17 protein-coding genes are annotated in these 17,371 nt (G+C 58.3%); 8 read left to right on the top strand and 9 right to left on the bottom strand.

Annotation, left to right across the window (positions count from 1 at the left end; genetic code table 11):
- Positions 1-4 precede the first annotated feature (4 nt).
- The 7 genes from ACTG2J_RS19115 to mutT all read left to right on the top strand — a co-directional run bounded on the left by ACTG2J_RS19115 (position 5) and on the right by mutT (position 8,516).
- Positions 5-757, top strand: a complete 753-nt coding sequence (locus tag ACTG2J_RS19115; RefSeq protein ID WP_005336149.1) for a cell division protein FtsQ/DivIB — start codon at positions 5-7, stop codon at positions 755-757.
- On the top strand, positions 738-1,997 hold the full coding sequence (gene ftsA / locus ACTG2J_RS19110; RefSeq protein ID WP_005336148.1) for a cell division protein FtsA: 1,260 nt from the start codon (positions 738-740) through the stop codon (positions 1,995-1,997). The genes ACTG2J_RS19115 and ftsA overlap by 20 nt, the downstream gene beginning before the upstream one ends.
- A 39-nt stretch (positions 1,998-2,036) precedes the next feature.
- Complete coding sequence (ftsZ, locus tag ACTG2J_RS19105) at positions 2,037-3,188, top strand: cell division protein FtsZ (RefSeq protein WP_005336147.1); 1,152 nt, start codon at positions 2,037-2,039, stop codon at positions 3,186-3,188.
- A 99-nt stretch (positions 3,189-3,287) separates the two neighbouring features.
- Positions 3,288-4,211, top strand: a complete 924-nt coding sequence (gene lpxC, locus ACTG2J_RS19100; RefSeq protein WP_040096346.1) for a UDP-3-O-acyl-N-acetylglucosamine deacetylase — start codon at positions 3,288-3,290, stop codon at positions 4,209-4,211.
- A 140-nt stretch (positions 4,212-4,351) separates the two neighbouring features.
- The gene (locus ACTG2J_RS19095) at positions 4,352-5,257 is read left to right on the top strand and encodes a M23 family metallopeptidase (RefSeq protein ID WP_005355107.1); all 906 of its coding nucleotides are present in this window, start codon (positions 4,352-4,354) and stop codon (positions 5,255-5,257) included.
- A 59-nt stretch (positions 5,258-5,316) separates the two neighbouring features.
- A complete protein-coding gene (gene secA / locus ACTG2J_RS19090) occupies positions 5,317-8,037 on the top strand; it encodes a preprotein translocase subunit SecA (protein ID WP_113740269.1) in 2,721 nt (906 codons plus the stop codon).
- Between the two features lie 74 nt (positions 8,038-8,111).
- A complete protein-coding gene (gene mutT / locus ACTG2J_RS19085; RefSeq protein ID WP_201990583.1) occupies positions 8,112-8,516 on the top strand; it encodes an 8-oxo-dGTP diphosphatase MutT in 405 nt (134 codons plus the stop codon).
- A gap of 77 nt (positions 8,517-8,593) precedes the next feature.
- Here mutT and yacG read toward each other — a convergent pair whose 3' ends face one another.
- The 9 genes from yacG to ACTG2J_RS19040 form a co-directional block, all read right to left on the bottom strand.
- Positions 8,594-8,788, bottom strand: a complete 195-nt coding sequence (yacG, locus tag ACTG2J_RS19080; protein WP_021231282.1) for a DNA gyrase inhibitor YacG — start codon at positions 8,786-8,788, stop codon at positions 8,594-8,596.
- Positions 8,789-8,797: 9 nt separating this feature from the next.
- Complete coding sequence (gene zapD, locus ACTG2J_RS19075; protein ID WP_005336141.1) at positions 8,798-9,520, bottom strand: cell division protein ZapD; 723 nt, start codon at positions 9,518-9,520, stop codon at positions 8,798-8,800.
- Between the two features lie 37 nt (positions 9,521-9,557).
- Positions 9,558-10,172, bottom strand: a complete 615-nt coding sequence (coaE, locus tag ACTG2J_RS19070; protein WP_439997785.1) for a dephospho-CoA kinase — start codon at positions 10,170-10,172, stop codon at positions 9,558-9,560.
- 13 nt (positions 10,173-10,185) lie between these two features.
- Positions 10,186-11,058, bottom strand: coding sequence for a prepilin peptidase (locus tag ACTG2J_RS19065; protein ID WP_274160613.1), 873 nt, complete (start codon positions 11,056-11,058; stop codon positions 10,186-10,188).
- Between the two features lie 61 nt (positions 11,059-11,119).
- Positions 11,120-12,361 carry a type II secretion system F family protein gene (locus tag ACTG2J_RS19060; RefSeq protein ID WP_005336136.1) on the bottom strand — a complete coding sequence of 414 codons (1,242 nt, stop codon included), beginning with the start codon at positions 12,359-12,361 and terminating at the stop codon, positions 11,120-11,122.
- Between the two features lie 239 nt (positions 12,362-12,600).
- A complete protein-coding gene (tapB, locus tag ACTG2J_RS19055) occupies positions 12,601-14,307 on the bottom strand; it encodes a PilB family type IVa pilus assembly ATPase TapB (protein ID WP_005356616.1) in 1,707 nt (568 codons plus the stop codon).
- A gap of 3 nt (positions 14,308-14,310) precedes the next feature.
- Positions 14,311-14,769, bottom strand: a complete 459-nt coding sequence (locus ACTG2J_RS19050) for a pilin (RefSeq protein WP_201995335.1) — start codon at positions 14,767-14,769, stop codon at positions 14,311-14,313.
- Between the two features lie 315 nt (positions 14,770-15,084).
- On the bottom strand, positions 15,085-15,960 hold the full coding sequence (gene nadC / locus ACTG2J_RS19045; RefSeq protein WP_439997784.1) for a carboxylating nicotinate-nucleotide diphosphorylase: 876 nt from the start codon (positions 15,958-15,960) through the stop codon (positions 15,085-15,087).
- Positions 15,961-15,963: 3 nt separating this feature from the next.
- Positions 15,964-16,434: a retropepsin-like aspartic protease family protein gene (locus ACTG2J_RS19040; RefSeq protein WP_040068932.1), complete on the bottom strand. Its 471-nt coding sequence runs from the start codon at positions 16,432-16,434 to the stop codon at positions 15,964-15,966.
- Between the two features lie 127 nt (positions 16,435-16,561).
- On the opposite strand from ACTG2J_RS19040, the gene ampD reads away from it, so the two are divergent.
- On the top strand, positions 16,562-17,137 hold the full coding sequence (ampD, locus tag ACTG2J_RS19035; protein ID WP_439997783.1) for a 1,6-anhydro-N-acetylmuramyl-L-alanine amidase AmpD: 576 nt from the start codon (positions 16,562-16,564) through the stop codon (positions 17,135-17,137).
- Positions 17,138-17,371: the final 234 nt, after the last annotated feature.

Here is a 17,371-nt window from a genome sequence, read left to right as displayed (position 1 = left end):
TCGGGTGGAGGCAAGGGCACAGGGGCGCACCAAGGGTGGCTTCATCGCAGGGGTAGCATTTTTCCTGCTGGTGATATGGGGCTGCTACCGGACGGCGCTGGATGTTAAAGGTTGGCTGACAGATGCCAACCGGTTGCCCATGAGCGAGCTGTTGCTGCAGGGGCAACACCAGTATTTGCAAACCGAAGAGCTGCGGATGGCCGTGCTGGATGGTGCCGAGCTGCGCAACTTCTTCGAATTGGATGTTAACGAATTGCAGGCAAGGCTCAATGCCTTGCCATGGGTGGCCTCGGTCTCGGTACGAAAGAAGTGGCCGAACAAGATCAAGATCTACCTCACGGAACAAGATGTGGCGGCGCGCTGGAATGGCAACCGCTTCGTCAACACCAAGGGCAAGGTATTCAGTGCCCCGGATCGGGTCAAGACGCCGCTGTTGCAGCTGTCAGGGCCGGATGACCAGGCCGCCCGGGTGTTGAAAGAGAGTCGGCAGTACGAGTCGCAACTGGCTGCCAAGGGATACAAGTTGCTGGGGGTGAATCTGACCCCCCGCCATGCCTGGGAACTGACCCTGGATGGCAATATCAAGCTGTTCCTGGGACGCAATGACATTGCGCTCCGGCTGCAGCGGTTTATCGATGCCTTCCCGGTTATCGAACCCCGTGCGCAAGTCGCTTACGTGGATCTTCGATACGACACCGGAATGGCAGTTGGCTGGAAGAAGAGCGAAGAGAAAGTGCATGACCAACACCGCAGATAGGAATTTGATTGTCGGACTGGATATCGGCACAACCAAGGTGGCGGTTCTGGTCGGGGAAGTATTGCCGGACGGTGAACTGAACGTCATCGGTATGGGCAGTCACGCTTCTCGCGGAATGGAGAAGGGCGGGGTCAATGACCTCGACTCCGTGGTCAAGTCACTGCGCCGCGCGGTGGAAGAGGCCGAGATGATGGCAGATTGCCAGATCAGCTCGGTCTATCTGGGGTTGTCCGGCAAGCATATCGACTGCCGCAACGAGACCGGTATGGTGCCCATCTCCGATGAAGAGGTGACCCAGGAGGATGTGGACAACGTGATCCACACCGCCAAGTCGGTTCGCCTCTCCGACGAGCTGCGGGTGCTGCATGTGCTGCCTCAGGAGTTTGCCATCGATTATCAGGAAGGGATCAAGAATCCGGTCGGCCTCTCCGGTGTACGGATGGCTGCCAAGGTTCACCTGATCACCTGCCACAACGACATGGCTCGCAACATCGAGAAGTGTGTCGAGAAAGTGGGTCTGCGAGTCGATCAACTGATCTTCTCCGCGCTGGCCTCCAGCTATGCGGTGTTGACCGAAGACGAGAAAGAGCTGGGGGTCTGCGTGGTGGACATCGGTGGCGGTACCATGGATATGTCGCTGTTTACCGGCGGTGCCCTGCGCCACACCAAGGTGATCCCGTATGCTGGCAGCACTGTGACCAGCGACATCGCCTACGCCTTCGGCACGCCGCCGCTCGACGCGGAAGCGATCAAGGTGCGCTACGGTTGCGCCCTCGGTCGTCTGGTCAGCAAGGAAGACAATATTGAAGTACCCAGTGTCGGCGGTCGCCCGGCGCGCAGCCTGCAACGGCAGACACTGGCTGAAGTGATTGAGCCCCGTTACACCGAGTTGCTCTCCATGGTGAATGATGAGCTGGTGCGGGTACAAAGCGAGTTGAAAGCGCAGGGGGTCAAGCATCAGCTGGCAGCCGGTGTGGTCTTGACCGGCGGCGCTGCCCAGATTGAAGGCATTGTGGAGTGTGCAGAGCAGATCTTCCAGAGCCAGGTCCGGGTGGGAGAGCCCATGAACATACGTGGTTTGAGTGATTACGTGCAGGCACCGGTGTACTCGACTGCGGTCGGGTTGCTGCAATATGGCCGCACCCATCAAGCCACAGGTAGCAACAAAGAATATGCCGCCAAGGCAAGCGTCGGTGGCCTGGTCAAACGGGTTAGCAACTGGCTGCGTGGCGAGTTCTAAGAATTTTGCTGAGTCAGGCAAATAAAGCGGAGAGACAACATGTTTGAATTTATGGATAGCCACACTGACGAAGCCGTCATTAAAGTGATCGGTGTAGGTGGCGGCGGCGGTAACGCTGTCGAGCACATGGTTCGTCAAAATATTGAGGGTGTTGAGTTTATTACCGTCAACACCGACGCCCAGGCACTGCGTAACTCCAGCGCCAACACTACCCTGCAGATCGGCGGTGGCATCACCAAGGGTCTGGGTGCCGGCGCCAATCCGGAAGTGGGTCGTGATGCGGCCATGGAAGATCGCGAAGCGCTGCGTGAGCTGCTGACCGGTTCCGACATGGTGTTCATCGCTGCCGGTATGGGCGGTGGTACCGGTACCGGTGCTGCGCCGATCGTGGCCGAAGTGGCACGCGAGATGGGCATCCTGACCGTTGCTGTGGTGACCAAGCCGTTCTCCTTCGAAGGGAAGAAGCGGATGGGCTTCGCCGCGCACGGTATCGAAGAGCTCTCCAAGAATGTCGACTCCCTGATCACCATCCCCAACGACAAGTTGCTGAAGGTGCTGGGTCGCGGTATCTCCCTGCTGGATGCCTTCAAGGCGGCCAACGATGTACTGCTTGGCGCGGTACAGGGCATTGCCGAGCTGATCACCCGTCCGGGCTTGATCAACGTCGACTTTGCGGACGTGCGTACCGTGATGCGTGAAATGGGTACCGCCATGATGGGTACCGGCTCCGCCTCCGGTGATGACCGTGCTGAAGAAGCGGCCGAGAAAGCCATCTCCAGCCCGCTGCTGGAAGATGTGGATCTGGCCGGTGCCCGTGGCATCCTGGTCAACATCACCGCCGGTATGGACATGACCATCGAAGAGTTCGAAACCGTGGGTAACGCGGTCAAGGCCTTCGCTTCCGAGAACGCCACTGTAGTTGTGGGTACCGTAATCGATCCGGAAATGCACGACGAACTGCGTGTGACCGTGGTTGCTACCGGTATCGGTGCCGAGCGCAAGCCGGACATCACGCTAGTCAAGAGCAGCCAGGTGCAAGAGCGCCCGGTGCGTCAGCCGCTGGTTAGCGACATGATGCAAGGCCGCGTGATGGACGAAGCCCCGGCCAAGGTGGTCAACGCCGAGCCGCAAGCTCGTCGTGAACCGGATTACCTGGATATTCCGGCGTTCCTGCGCAAGCAAGCTGACTAAGCCTCTTATGGCTCTCGTTTGTTTGTTGTTCAAGGAATGTGCTAAGATGGCCTGCCAACGACCATCTGGTCCGGATTTTAAGCTGTTTAGGGTACACCCATGATTAGACAAAGAACCTTGAAAACGAGTGTACAGGCGACTGGTGTCGGCCTGCATTCGGGTCGGAAAGTCACTATGACGTTCCGTCCGGCACCTGTGAACACAGGGATCGTTTACTTGCGTACCGACCTGAATCCTGTGGTGGAGCTGCCAGCCAATGCCGATCAGGTGCGCGATACCGTGCTCTGTACCGCGCTGGTCAACGAAGCCGGTGTCCGGGTCTCTACCATTGAGCACCTCTCTGCCGCGCTGGCCGGGATGGGGATCGACAACCTCTACGTTGAGGTTGACGCGCCCGAGATCCCGGTGATGGATGGTAGTGCGCATCCCTTTATCTACCTGCTGCAGGAAGTCGGGATCCGTGAACAAAATGCGGCCAAGCAGTTTGTGCGGATCAAGAAGAGCATCCGGGTTGAAGACGGCGACAAGTGGGCGGAATTCCACCCCTATCGCAACGGCTTCAAAATGGATCTCGAGATCGATTTCCAGCATCCGGTCTTTGCAGGGCGCAACCAGCGTTGCGTACTAGATTTCTCCGGTGCCTCCTTCGTGAAAGAGATCAGCCGTGCCCGTACCTTCGGGTTCATGCGCGATATCGAGTACCTGCGTTCCCAGAACCTGGCGCTGGGCGGAAGCCTGGAAAACGCCGTGGTACTGGACGACTATCGGGTGCTGAACGAAGACGGTTTGCGTTATGAGGACGAGTTCGTCAAGCACAAGATGCTGGACGCGATCGGTGACCTCTATATGTGTAACCGCAGCATCATCGGTGAGTTCCGTGCCTACAAGACCGGACATGCCCTGAACAACAAGCTGCTGCGTGCTTTGCTGGCCGAGCAAGAGGCTTGGGAACTGGTGACCTTCGAGGGTGAGGGCGACAAAGCGCCTATCGCTTACTACGATAACGGTCTGGTTCTGGCCTGATAGCTGTGCAACGGAACGTCGGTCCTCTCTCCGCACCGACGTTCCGTCATTTGTTTACTCCATCCTTTAATACCGATTATCTCCCGGTTTTATTTCCCGTGCAGGCTCCTGGCCGCACCTGACCGAGCAGACTGATTTCTATGAGCATTACCCTGATCCTCCACGGCAAGCAGCGACGCAAGTTGCACCTGCCCAAACAACGTCTGGCCTGGGTCGGCGGTATTCTCTTCTCCCTGTTGGCCCTTGGTGGTGGTTGGCTCTGGCAGAGCTGGCACCAGAAAATGGAGGCGCTGGAAGTGGCGCTTGCCGTTGCCGAGCAACAGTCCGTCGACCAGAGTGGCGACGAAGCCCGTGAACAGTTGGCAATGCTGGCTGCTCAGGTGGGCACCATGCAGGGCCAGCTTGGCCGTCTCAATGCCCTCGGCGAACGATTGACCGAGCAAGCCGATCTCGATCCCGACGAGTTCAATTTCAAAGAGCTGCCCCCCATGGGCGGCCCTTCTTATGATGAAGAGCTGGAAGTGAGCCTCAACGAGCTGCAAGCCTCGATGAAGCACCTCAGCCAGCAGCTCAGCAGCCGTGAAGAGCAGCTGTCGGTACTTGAATCTTTCATCATGAATCACCATATCACCGATGCCGGTTTTATTTCCGGCACGCCAGTCAAACAGGAGCGAGTTTGGGTCTCGTCCGGGTTTGGTGGACGGGTCGATCCGTTCAACGGGCGTGCCAAGATGCACAAAGGGGTCGATTTCCGTGGCAAACCCGGAACCCCGATTCTGGCCACCGGGCCCGGCATTGTCAGCTGGGCGGGCCGTCATCCGGAATTTGGCAATATGGTGGAGATTAATCACGGCAATGGCTTGGTCACCCGCTATGCCCACAACTCCAAGTTGCTGGTCGAGGTGGGCACCCTGGTTGATCAGGGTCAGAAGATTGCCTTGATGGGACGCACCGGTCGCGCGACCGGGGTCCATCTGCATTACGAAGTGTTGAAAGATGGTCGTCAGGTCAACCCCGCACGCTTTCTCAGTGCCAGACGGGGTTAGGTTTTTTTCTTCAGGTTCCAGTGACGGAACGCTTTTATAACCAGAAATAGTTGGTACCCATGATTAGCACACTGCTTACCAAGATTATCGGCAGCCGGAACGACAGAACGCTCAAGGCTTTGCGCAAAATTGTAAAACAGATCAATGCCATGGAGCCGCAGTTCGAGGCTCTCTCCGATGCCGAGTTGCAGGCCAAAACGGCTGAATATCGTCAGCGTATCGAGCAGGGTGAGACCCTGGAGCAGTTGCTGCCGGAAGCGTTCGCGACCGTGCGTGAAGCCTCCAAGCGGGTGTTTGGCATGCGCCACTTCGACGTGCAGCTGATTGGCGGCATGGTGCTGAACTCCAACCGCATCGCGGAAATGAAAACCGGTGAAGGTAAGACTCTTACGGCGACTTTGCCAGCTTACCTGAACGCCCTGAGCGGCCGTGGTGTGCACGTGGTGACGGTGAACGACTATTTGGCCAAGCGTGATGCGGAGGCGAACCGCCCGCTGTTTGCCTTCCTCGGCATGACCGTCGATTGCAACGTGCCCGGTATGGATGCGTCCCAGAAGCGTGACGCCTACGCCGCCGACATCACCTACGGTACCAACAACGAATTCGGTTTCGACTACCTGCGCGACAACATGGCGTTCTCGCCGGAGCAGCGGGTACAGCGCCCGCTCAACTACGCGCTGGTGGATGAGGTGGACTCGGTGCTTATCGATGAAGCCCGGACTCCGCTCATCATCTCCGGCCCGGCTGAAGACAGCTCAGAGCTCTATATTCGCGTCAACAAGCTGATCCCGCTGCTGGTCAAGCAGGACAAGGAAGACACCGAAGAGTACACCGGCGACGGTCACTACACGGTGGACGAGAAGAACCGTCAGGCCCTGCTGACCGAAAACGGTCAGATCTTCGTGGAAGAGCTGCTCAAGAAAGAGGGGCTGCTGGACGAGAACGACTCCCTGTTCTCCGCCTCCAACATCAGCCTGTTGCACCACGTCAATGCGGGTTTGCGTGCTCACACCCTGTTCGAGCGCAACGTGGACTACATCGTCCAGAAAGACGAAATCGTCATCGTTGACGAACATACTGGCCGTACCATGCCGGGTCGTCGCTGGTCCGATGGCCTGCATCAGGCCGTTGAAGCGAAGGAAGGGGTGAAGATCCAGAACGAGAACCAGACGCTGGCCTCCATCACCTTCCAGAACTACTTCCGTCTCTACAACAAGCTGGCGGGGATGACAGGTACTGCGGATACAGAAGCCTTTGAATTCCAGCAGATTTATGGCCTGGATACCGTGGTTATCCCGACCAACAAGCCGATGGTGCGCAAGGACATGGGCGATCTGGTCTACCTGACCGCCAACGAGAAGTATGCCGCCATCATCGAAGATATCCGTCAGTGCGTGGCCAAGGGCCAGCCTGTACTGGTTGGTACTGTCTCTATCGAGAACTCCGAGCTGCTCTCCGGCATCCTGACCAAGGAGAAGATCCCGCACAAGGTGCTGAACGCCAAGTTCCACGCCATGGAAGCGGAGATCGTCGCCCAGGCTGGTCAGACAGGTGCGGTCACCATCGCCACCAACATGGCCGGTCGTGGTACCGACATCGTGTTGGGTGGCAACTGGCAGGCAGAGATTGCCAAGCTGGAGAACCCGACCAGCGAGCAGATTGCCGAGCTGAAAGCCGCTTGGCAGGTGCGTCACGATGCGGTGCTGGCCGCCGGTGGTCTGCACATTATCGGCACCGAGCGTCACGAATCCCGTCGTATCGATAACCAGCTGCGCGGCCGTTCCGGTCGTCAGGGTGACCCGGGTTCCTCCCGTTTCTACCTCTCCATGGAAGATACCCTGATGCGGATCTTCGCCTCCGATCGCGTGACCGGCATGATGAAGAAGTTGGGCATGGAAGAGGGCGAAGCCATCGAGCACCCGTGGGTCACCAAGGCGATCGAAAATGCTCAGCGCAAGGTGGAAGGTCGTAACTTCGACATCCGCAAGAGCTTGCTGGAGTTTGATGATGTTGCCAACGACCAGCGCAAGGTGGTCTACGAGCAGCGCAATGAGCTGCTGGATACCAACGACATCTCCGAGACCATCCACGTTATCCGTGATGATGTGTACGGCGCCGTGATCGACGAGTACATCCCGCCCCAGTCTCTGGAAGAGATGTGGGATGTGCCGGGTCTGGAAGCACGCCTGAAGGCCGACTTCGCGCTGGATCTGCCGCTGCAGCAGTGGCTGGCGGAAGACGACAAGCTGTACGAAGAGAAGCTGCGCGAGCGCATTCTGGACGAAGCCACCAAGCTCTATGCCCACAAGGAGGAGCTGGTCGGCAAAGAGGTGCTGCGCAACTTCGAGAAAGCGGTGATGCTGCAAACCCTAGATGGTCTGTGGAAAGAGCATCTGGCGGCCATGGATCACCTGCGTCAGGGCATCCATCTGCGCGGTTACGCCCAGAAGAACCCCAAGCAGGAGTACAAGCGCGAATCCTTTGATCTGTTCACCCAGATGCTGGAAACCCTCAAGCGCGACGTGGTCAGCATCCTGAGCCGTGTTCAGGTGCAGGAGCGCGATGTGGAAGCGATGGAAGAGCAGCAGCGCCAGCAGGCGGAAGCCGCTCCCCGCACCTATACCCACGCCGCTGCCGAGAGCCAGCTGGCCGATGAACAGGCCGCAGCCGAAGATGGCCACACCACCTTCGTGCGCGACGAGCAGAAGGTTGGTCGCAACGATCCCTGCCCGTGCGGCTCCGGCAAGAAGTACAAGCACTGCCACGGTCAGTTGACCTGATCGACGCTATGCCATAACAGGCGGGCCAAGTGCCCGCCTTGTTATTGGTGGCAACAAGCGAACAGAGGTAATTGATGGAACAGAAGAAACGGATCTGGGTGGCGGTTGGCGTCATCAAGAATGAACGGGGCGATATCTTCATCGCCCGACGCTCCTCCGATCGCCATCAGGGGGATCGCTGGGAGTTTCCCGGTGGCAAGGTGGAGTCGGGTGAGGATCTGCTCACCGCGCTGGATCGGGAGCTGTGGGAAGAGATCGGTATCCGGGTATTGGATTGCGCTCCCTTTATGGAACTGCAGCACGACTACCCGGAGAAGCAGGTGTTGCTGGATATCTGGAAGGTGACCCGTTTCAGCGGCGAGCCGTTCGGAAAAGAGGGGCAGGAGTGCCTGTGGGTGCCGGTGGCCGAGCTGCACAACTATCACTTCCCCGATGCCAATGGCCCGATTGTAGCGCGCCTACAGGGCCTGCTGGCGTGAGCCGGTAGTAATCAACAACCATCAAAAAAGGGCCAATCGGCCCTTTTTTGATATTGCAGAGGTGCGTGACCAGGGGCTTATAGCCACTGATCGCCCTCTTCCTGCTCCGGCAGCAGATCCGGGTTGATCTCCCCCGGGATCCGCTTCTCTTCATCGGCCCATTCGCCGAGATCGATCAGTTGGCAGCGCTTGCTGCAGAAGGGGCGGAACGGACTCTGCGGGCCCCACTCCACTTCGCTCTGACAGGTCGGACACTTTACCTTGGTGACCATAAGCCCTCCTTAGCAGCAGGCGAGCTGGAACGGCACATCGCCAATCGGCTGTTCTGCGGTGGGCAGAAAACGCAGGGCGAAGCGGTTCTTGTGGCCGCTCAGGGTCGGGTAGCAGAACAGATTGCCCGGCAGCTTGATGCGGATCAGCTCGGCGCTCTCGGCGGTGTCCTGGAAGAAACCGTTGCTGGCAACCTGCTCACTGAAGCTGCCTGATTCACGCCACAGGCGCAGCAGCAGGGTGATGGCATTCATCAGCAGGTTGATATCGCTCAGCCAGCCCTGCATCTGCTGGTGACGGGTGATGGCCGGGGTGCCGAGCCAGTGGTGCAGCTGTGGCACATCGAAGGCACACAGACCACCCGGGATGGAGAAGCGCTGGCGGATGGAGCCGAGCAGACGATCCTCTTTCAGGCGGGCACCCGGGCGTGGCGAGTTGAGCAGGTTGCGAGAGAGCTGGCTGCTCTCTTGCTGCATCAGTTTGATCTGCTCCAGATCGACATCGGGCAGGCTGGCCCAGTGGCTCAGACGCTGGCCGAGACGCTCCAGATCCTTGATGAGGTCGGCGCGCAGGTCACCACGCTCCAGCAACTCCTGCAGATCGAACAGCCCCTTGAAGAAGGCGATATGTGCCCAGGATTGTTCACTCTCCAGATTGTCGCGGATCTGGGAAAACAGGGACTCCAGACGAAGATAGGTCCGGCTTTTTTCATTGAGGGGGAAATCGTAAATCATGCCTAATCCTGGCCAGCCATAAACCGGCCTAGTGTACTCACACTTGGCGGCCTTGTTGAGAGGCAATTGCCAGATATGTCTCGTGCAGCGCCAAAATCCGCGTTTTAATCGCCATTTCGCTGCCATTGTGGTTTTCGATGACATCATCCGCCGCAGCGAGGCGTTCCACCCGACTCGCTTGGGCGGCGATGATGGCCCGGGCCTGCTCGGCCGATACCCCATCACGGCGACAGGTGCGCTCAATCTGGGTCGCTTCGTCAACATCGATCACCAGCACCCGGTTGGCGAGGCCGGTGAGTTTGTTCTCCACCAGCAGTGGCACCACCAGCAGGCAGTAAGGTGAACTGGCTGCGGCACATTGGCGCTGCATTTCACTGCGAATCAGCGGGTGGAGCAAAGCATTCAGCCACTCCTTGGCCTGTGGGTCGCTGAAGACCCGCTCGCGCAGGGCGCGACGGTCGAGTTGACCGCTCGGATCAATCACATTCGGGCCAAAATGGTCGGTGATGGCGGCAAGGGCCGGGGTACCCGGCTCGACCACTTCGCGGGCGATCACATCGGCATCCACCACCTCGATACCCAGCGCGGCAAACTGATTGGCGATAGTGGTCTTGCCGCTGCCGATACCACCTGTGATAGCAACTACATACATGGGGGCCTCTTGCTCAAAGCATGGTAGAGAGATACCAGCGGGTGATGGTATCGCCCCACAGCAGGGCGATCCAGCCCGCGATGGCGAGGTAGGGGCCGAAGGGGATTGGCTTGCCCTGATGGTGTTTGTGCAAGGCGATCAGACTGATGCCGATCACGGCGCCGACCAGGGATGAGAGCAGCAGAATTATGGGCAGCGCCTGCCAGCCGAGCCAGGCGCCCAGCGCCGCCAGCAGCTTGAAGTCGCCATAGCCCATCCCCTCCTTGCCTGTTAGCAGCTTGAAAGCCCAGTAGAGGCTCCAGAGCACCAGATAGCCCGCCATGGCGCCGCTCACTGCATCAGCCAAGGGGACGAAGCCACTTGCCAGATTGAACAGCAGCCCGCCCCACAGCAGTGGCAGGGTGAGCTGGTCGGGCAGCAACATCTTGTCGAGATCGATGAAGGTAAGGGCGACCAGCACCCAGGTCAGCAATAGGGCGGCCAGTGTGCCCCAGCCCGGTGTTATGACCATGGCTACGGCCACCGAGAGCAGGGCGGTCAGTAGCTCTACCAGCGGATAGCGGGCCGAGATGGGGGCCTGACAGTCGCGGCAACGCCCTTTGAGCCAGAGCCAGCTCAACAGCGGGATGTTCTCCAGCGCAGTGATGGCGTGGCCACAGTGAGGGCATGCGGAGCGCGGCACCATCAGGTTGTAGCGCTCTGGCGCAGTGGCCTCCTCATCAGAGGCGAAGTAGCTGCGATACTCGGCCTGCCACTCCCGCTCCAGCATGATGGGCAAGCGGTGGATGACCACGTTAAGGAAGCTGCCGATCATCAGGGAGAAGAGAAAAACCAGCGAGAAGTAGAGCCAGGGCAAGCTGTGAGCCAGCTCGAGAAGAAGTGTCATAACCAACCGTCAGTTATTGAATGAGGGAGAGGGCATGGCTGTGGTGCCATGCCCTGATAAATCAGCCTACCACGTCGCCAAGCTTGAAGATGGGCAGGTACATGGCAATAACCATACCGCCGACCAGCACCCCGAGCACCACCATGATGAGGGGTTCCAGCAGGCTGGTGAGGCCATCGACCAGATCATCCACCTCCTGTTCGAAGATGGTGGCGACCTTGGAGAGCATATCATCGATGGCACCGGACTCCTCACCGATCATCACCATCTGGATCACCATGTCGGGGAAGAGATCGACGGTGCGCATTGCAACGTTGATCTGCATACCGGCCACCACCTCGTTGCGGATGGCCATGACCGCGGTGCGATAGACATAGTTGCCCGAGGCCCCAGCCGCCGAAATCAGCGCATCCACCAGCGGAATACCGGCGGAGAAGGTGGTAGACAGGGTGCGGGCAAAGCGGGCCATCGCCGCCTTGTGCAGGATCATCCCGACTACCGGAATGGTGAGGACGAACTTGTCGGTGTTGTCTTTTACCTTCTGGGAGGCCCGCCAGGCCCGCACGTAAAGGAAGATGCCAAGGGCCGTGCCACCAAAGAAGACATACCACCAGTTCTGCATAAAGCGGGAGATGCCGATAACAAACTGGGTGAACACCGGCAGCTCGGCACCAAAGCTCTTGAAGATATCCTCGAACTGCGGAATGACGAACAGCAGCAGGATGGAGGTGACCACGATGGCGACCAGAATGACCATGGTGGGGTAGAACATCGCCTTCTTGATCTTCGACTTGAGCGCTTCCGACTTTTCCCGGTAAGTGGCAATACGGTCGTAGATGGTCTCCAGTGCACCGGATTGCTCACCGGCTTCCACCAGATCGCAATAGAGATCATCGAAATAGAGAGGATGGCGACGCAGCGCCTCCGACATGGGGGTACCGGTCTCCACATCGGCGGCAATCTGCCCCATCAGCTCGCGCATCGAGGCTTTCTCGTGACTGCGGGCGATGATCTGCAGGCTCTGCACCAGTGGTACGCCGGCGGAGAGCATGGTGGTGATCTGGCGTGAGACGATGGCGATATCCATCGGCTTGATCTTGGCGCCGCCCTTGGAGAAGAGCCCCTGGGATTTCTTGGCTACCTTGGTGACGTTGACCCCCTGCTTGCGCAGTTCGGTCTTGACGGTGTTGATGCTGTCGGCCTGCAGCTCGCCGGAGACCTTCTGCCCCTTGCGATTAACCCCGTGCCAGCGGAAGGCGAAGACTTTCTTGGGGGCATTGTTCTTTTTCGTTAGGGTTGCCATCTTTGCATCCTGCAATGGGGTTGGTTGTCAGAGCCTGGCTCTGCACGTCACCAACCTGGTCAAGGTGCCCGACTGGCTTGATGCCTGCGGGGTACTGATAGGGTGGGCGGTACCTTCTTGGCGACAGCCCAGTCACTTGAATATCTGATTACTCTGTTGGCCGGACTATAATCCGTTCCGTATTCGTGAACGGCTGATAGACTCTGCCAACCAAACCGGCGGGTCGTTCCGCACACGGATCAGTTGGTGGTGACCCGATTGACCTCGGCCAGACTGGTGACCCCGAGCCGAGCCTTCTCCAGTCCCGAGGTACGTAAGGTACGCATCCCCTCTTTCTGCGCGATAGCAGCGATTTGCAGGGAGTTGGCCCCCTGCATGATTAATTTGGCGATGTTCTCCGACATCAGCATGATTTCGTATATGCCGACCCGCCCCTTGTAGCCGCCGGAACACTCCTTGCAGCCGACCGGTTTGAACAGTCGCAGTCCGGCTGCCAGCTGCTGCGGCGTAAAGCCCAGCTCCAGCAGTTCGGCTTCCGGCACCACTTCCGGCGCTTTGCAGTGGTCGCACAGTTTACGGGCCAACCGCTGGGCCATGATCAGGGTCACCGAGGAGGCGATGTTGAAGGCCGGAACCCCCATGTTCATCATCCGGGTCAGGGTCTCGGCGGCGGAGTTGGTATGCAGGGTGGAGAGCACCAGGTGGCCGGTCTGTGCCGCCTTGATGGCGATCTCGGCGGTTTCCAGATCCCGTATTTCCCCCACCATCACCACATCCGGGTCTTGCCGCAAAAAGGAGCGCAGGGCACTGGCGAAGGTGAGCCCCGCCTTGGGGTTGACCTGCACCTGGTTGACGCCGGGCAGGTTGATCTCCACCGGATCTTCGGCAGTGGAGATGTTTACCTCGGTGGTGTTGAGAATATTGAGGCCGGTATAGAGCGAGACCGTCTTGCCCGAGCCGGTGGGGCCGGTCACCAGGATCATCCCCTGTGGTTTGGAGAGGGCGCGCAGGTACTGCGCCTTCTGTCGGTCATCAAAGCCGAGTTGCTCGATATTGAGGCGTGCCGCCGAGGAGTCGAGCAGACGGATAACGATCTTCTCCCCCCACATGGTGGGCAGGGTATTAACCCGCATATCCATCGACTTGTTGCGCGACAGCTTCAACTTGATGCGGCCATCCTGCGGCAGCCGCCGCTCGGCGATATCGAGTCGTGCCATCACCTTGAGGCGAGCGGAGAAGCGGTTGGAGAGATTAACCGGCGGTGTGGCAATTTCATGCAGAATGCCATCGATGCGAAAGCGAACCCGATACTTGAACTCATAAGGCTCGAAGTGCAGGTCGGAGGCGCCGCGCTTGATGGCATCCATCAGGATTTTGTTGATGTACTTGACGATAGGGGCATCGTCATCGGTGGTATTGACGCTCTCGTCCAGCCGGCTGTTTTCGTCGGAGACCTCGAGATCCGAAATCTCGGATTCGTCGATATCCTCCATGCCGAGGGCGTCGTTTTCGCTCTCCAGCAGCTTGCCGATGGCGGCGGTGAGCTTGTTTTCCTCTACCAGCAGCGCTTCGGTATGAAGGCCGAAGCTGAAGCCAAAGTCCTCCAACGCCGAGACATTGGTCGGATCCGACATGGCGATGTAGAGGGTGTGGCCCTGGGTGTAGATGGGCAGGACGTGGTGTTTCTCAATCAGCTTCTGATTGAGGTACTTCTGCGGGATCTCGGCCAAGTCGAAGGCGGCAAGATCCAGCAGAGGTACCCCATACTCCAGCTCGCAAAAATCGGCGAGCGCCTTGCTGTCGAGGATCTCGTTCTCTATCAGAAATGTGACAAAGGGTTTGCGCTGGGCCTTGGCCTGGCTCAGATAGCGCTGGGAGTCCTCTTCACTGATCAGTGAAGAGGCGGCCAGGCTTAACGCCAGGCCGCTATTAGGGCTAGAGGTCATGCGTTAGCAGAGGCCAGCTGCTTGGCAAGATCCTGATTGTACCCAATTAATTTGGGTTCCCGGGACAGTGTTTGTGGACAATGCTGGGCTTGCAGTTAAGGTATAGGTGTATTCTGTGGCGTTAAATGTGGATGATGTTCTAACTGTTATTGCGCCAGCAGTGGTTACATCAGTAGACACTGGAGCTTTAACATATTGTTGGTTGTCGATTGCACTTGAGAGGGCATTAAATGCTCTTACACCACAGCCTGTCGTAGTGTTTACAATATCAGCCCCGGTTGCTGCGGTTTGAACGCAAATTTCAATTGCTGTCTTAGCTGGGCTGATAGCTGCGATTACTTCACTGAACTTTGCTCTTTGGGTGTAGTTCTGATACGCCGGCAGCGCTACCGCTGCCAGAATAGCCACGATCGCGACTACGATCATCAGTTCAATAAGGGTAAAACCCGATTGTTTCTTCATTTGAAATATCCTTTTATCCTTGGTTCCTGGGAAGTGTCGGTGGAAAATCATCCGCACGTCAGTATCTTATCCGAGCTGTCAGGGGTGGCAACAGAGATTGCTGCCTTTGTTAACTACTTTCATGTCATTTACCAAAAACTTGATGCGAGTCATAAAATAAGTGGCTTCTTATGACTCTTTGTTACGGGTGAAAGCGGGTCCGTCATCACACTCCTTTGCTGAGGGATCCTGCATAAAGAAAAGGCGCCCATGGCGCCTTTTGCAAGTTGTTTATCCGGTTAGGTCGAGTATTTGCTCAGGCCTGCGGGGTGAATCTCACTGCTGGATAAAGCGCATGGAGAGATCGAGCGCCCGTACATGCTTGGTCAGCGCCCCGACCGAGATAAAATCGACGCCGGTGGCGGCAAACTCTGCCAGGGTGTCCAGCGTCACATTGCCGGAGACCTCCAGCTTGGCGCGACCCTGATTGATGGCGACCGCTTCTCGCATCATGGCCACATCGAAGTTGTCCAGCATCACGATATCGGCCTTTGCCGCCAGTGCCTGTTCCAGCTCGGCCAGCGATTCCACCTCCACCTCCACCGGTTTGCCCGGATTGAGATGGCGAGCCTCGCTAATTGCCTCGGCAATGCCGCCACAGGCGAGGATATGGTTCTCCTTGATGAGGTAAGCGTCGTAGAGGCCGATGCGGTGATTCTTGCCGCCGCCACAGGTGACTGCGTACTTCTGGGCGGTGCGCAGCCCAGGGATGGTTTTGCGGGTGTCGAGCAGGCGGCAGTCAGTGCCCTCCAGCTCTGCCACATAGCGCGCGGTGAGGGTGGCAACGCCGGAGAGGGTCTGGACAAAGTTCAGCGCATTGCGCTCGCCGGTCAGCAGCAGGCGGGCAGGGCCGTGGAGGCGGAACAGCTCCTGATTGGGGGAGAGCACTTCCCCATCCTGCACCTTCCACTCCACCTTCACCTCGCCGCCGAGCTGGGTCTTCAGTTGCAAGAAGACTTCGTCCACCCAAGGCTGGCCGCAGAATACACCCGCTTCACGGGTGATAACCCGGGCGCTTGAGATCCTGTCGGCCGGGATCAGCTGGGCGGTGATATCGGCGCTGGCGTCCGGTTGGTCCAGCGTGGTGAGGGCATCGCCCAGATCTTCGAGTAGTGCGGCGCGCACGGCGCGGCTGACATCCTGTTGAAACATGCCTTATTCCTGCAAGGGTCTGAGCAGCAACTGCCGCTCCTTTTGAACCAGCTCCAGCCGACCGAGGGCGTTCATGCCAACCAGCACTTCGTCACCGTCTGCCGCCGGATTGATAAAGATGGCCAGATCGTACAAGGTCAATGGCCCCATCGCCAGCGTTTCGATGGTGCCGTTGCCGACCCGGATCTGCCCCGCGGCGGTATTGACCTGGCTGCTGCCATGAGCGGTCAGGCCGAGGCGCTCGGCAACCTGCTGCGGGATGGTGATGCGGGTGGCGCCGGTATCGAGCAGCAGTTGCACCGGCTGGCCGTTGATGGCACCCTCCAGACGATAGTGGCCGCTCTGGTCGGCCCGCAGTAGCAGCTCGCCGCTGGCGGTGACGCTTGGTTGGTTGCGGGAGTGAAAATAGAGGGTCAGCAGGCCCATCAAAGAGAGCCAGGCCAGTAACCACATCCAGCGTGCCGTGTGCTGCATACCCCATCCATATCGAGCGGAAGATGACTCAGCCTAACATACCATTTCCCGTTGATTCAGTGAGTTGGTGCTGGCTTGTCCATCACATCTCATCTTTTCGCCATTAATCAGCCAACTCGAGTAGCCGATGACTCAACTCGCTTCGCAACCTTGTTTTTCTATCGATGCCGCTGGCTGGTGCCAGCAGGCGCGTCGGGTGCCTTCTCCCCATCACAACGAACGGGCCACGCCCGACGATATCTCCCTACTGGTGGTGCATGGTATCAGCCTGCCGCCGGGGGAGTTTAGTGGCCCCTTTATCGACGATCTCTTTATGGGGCGGCTCGACCCCGAGGCTCACCCCTATTTTGCCGGTATCCATCAGCTGCGGGTCTCGGCCCACTGCCTGATCCGCCGTGATGGCGAGCTGGTGCAGTATGTACCGTTTGGCGCGCGCGCCTGGCATGCAGGTGTCTCGAGCTGGCAGGGGAGGGAGGCATGCAATGACTTCTCCATCGGCATCGAGCTGGAAGGGACTGACGAAACCCCCTATACCGAGGCTCAGTACCGGGCGCTGGCGGGGCTCACCCGAGCCATCTCGGAGCGCTATCCGGCCATCACCCACGAAAAAATTGTCGGCCATTGCGATATCGCACCAGGGCGCAAGACGGATCCCGGAGCCAGTTTCCAGTGGGATTACTACCGTCAGTTACTAAACAGCTAAAGTAAATATTCAAATTTAGTTTGGATTTTAAAATCAATGGCTTGCCTATCTGGCAGGCCATTTTTGTCTCTGGTTGCGCAAATGTTATTTGTGAGCGAGGTCAAGAATATTGGTCAGACCATTTTCTATGAGCTAAATCATGTTTCCCCTGCTTTACCTCTTAAGTGGTGGGGCTGATTCTTGACTCAGATCATCTTTTGAGTGGACTTTTCAAAAGGCCTCTGCTAATTTTCG

The organism is Aeromonas sp. 6P, assembly GCF_051919525.1.
Classification (GTDB): Bacteria; Pseudomonadota; Gammaproteobacteria; order Enterobacterales; family Aeromonadaceae; genus Aeromonas; species Aeromonas veronii.
The sequence above is the reverse complement of the archived record's forward strand: the minus strand, read 5'-3'. Positions and strand labels throughout refer to the sequence as shown.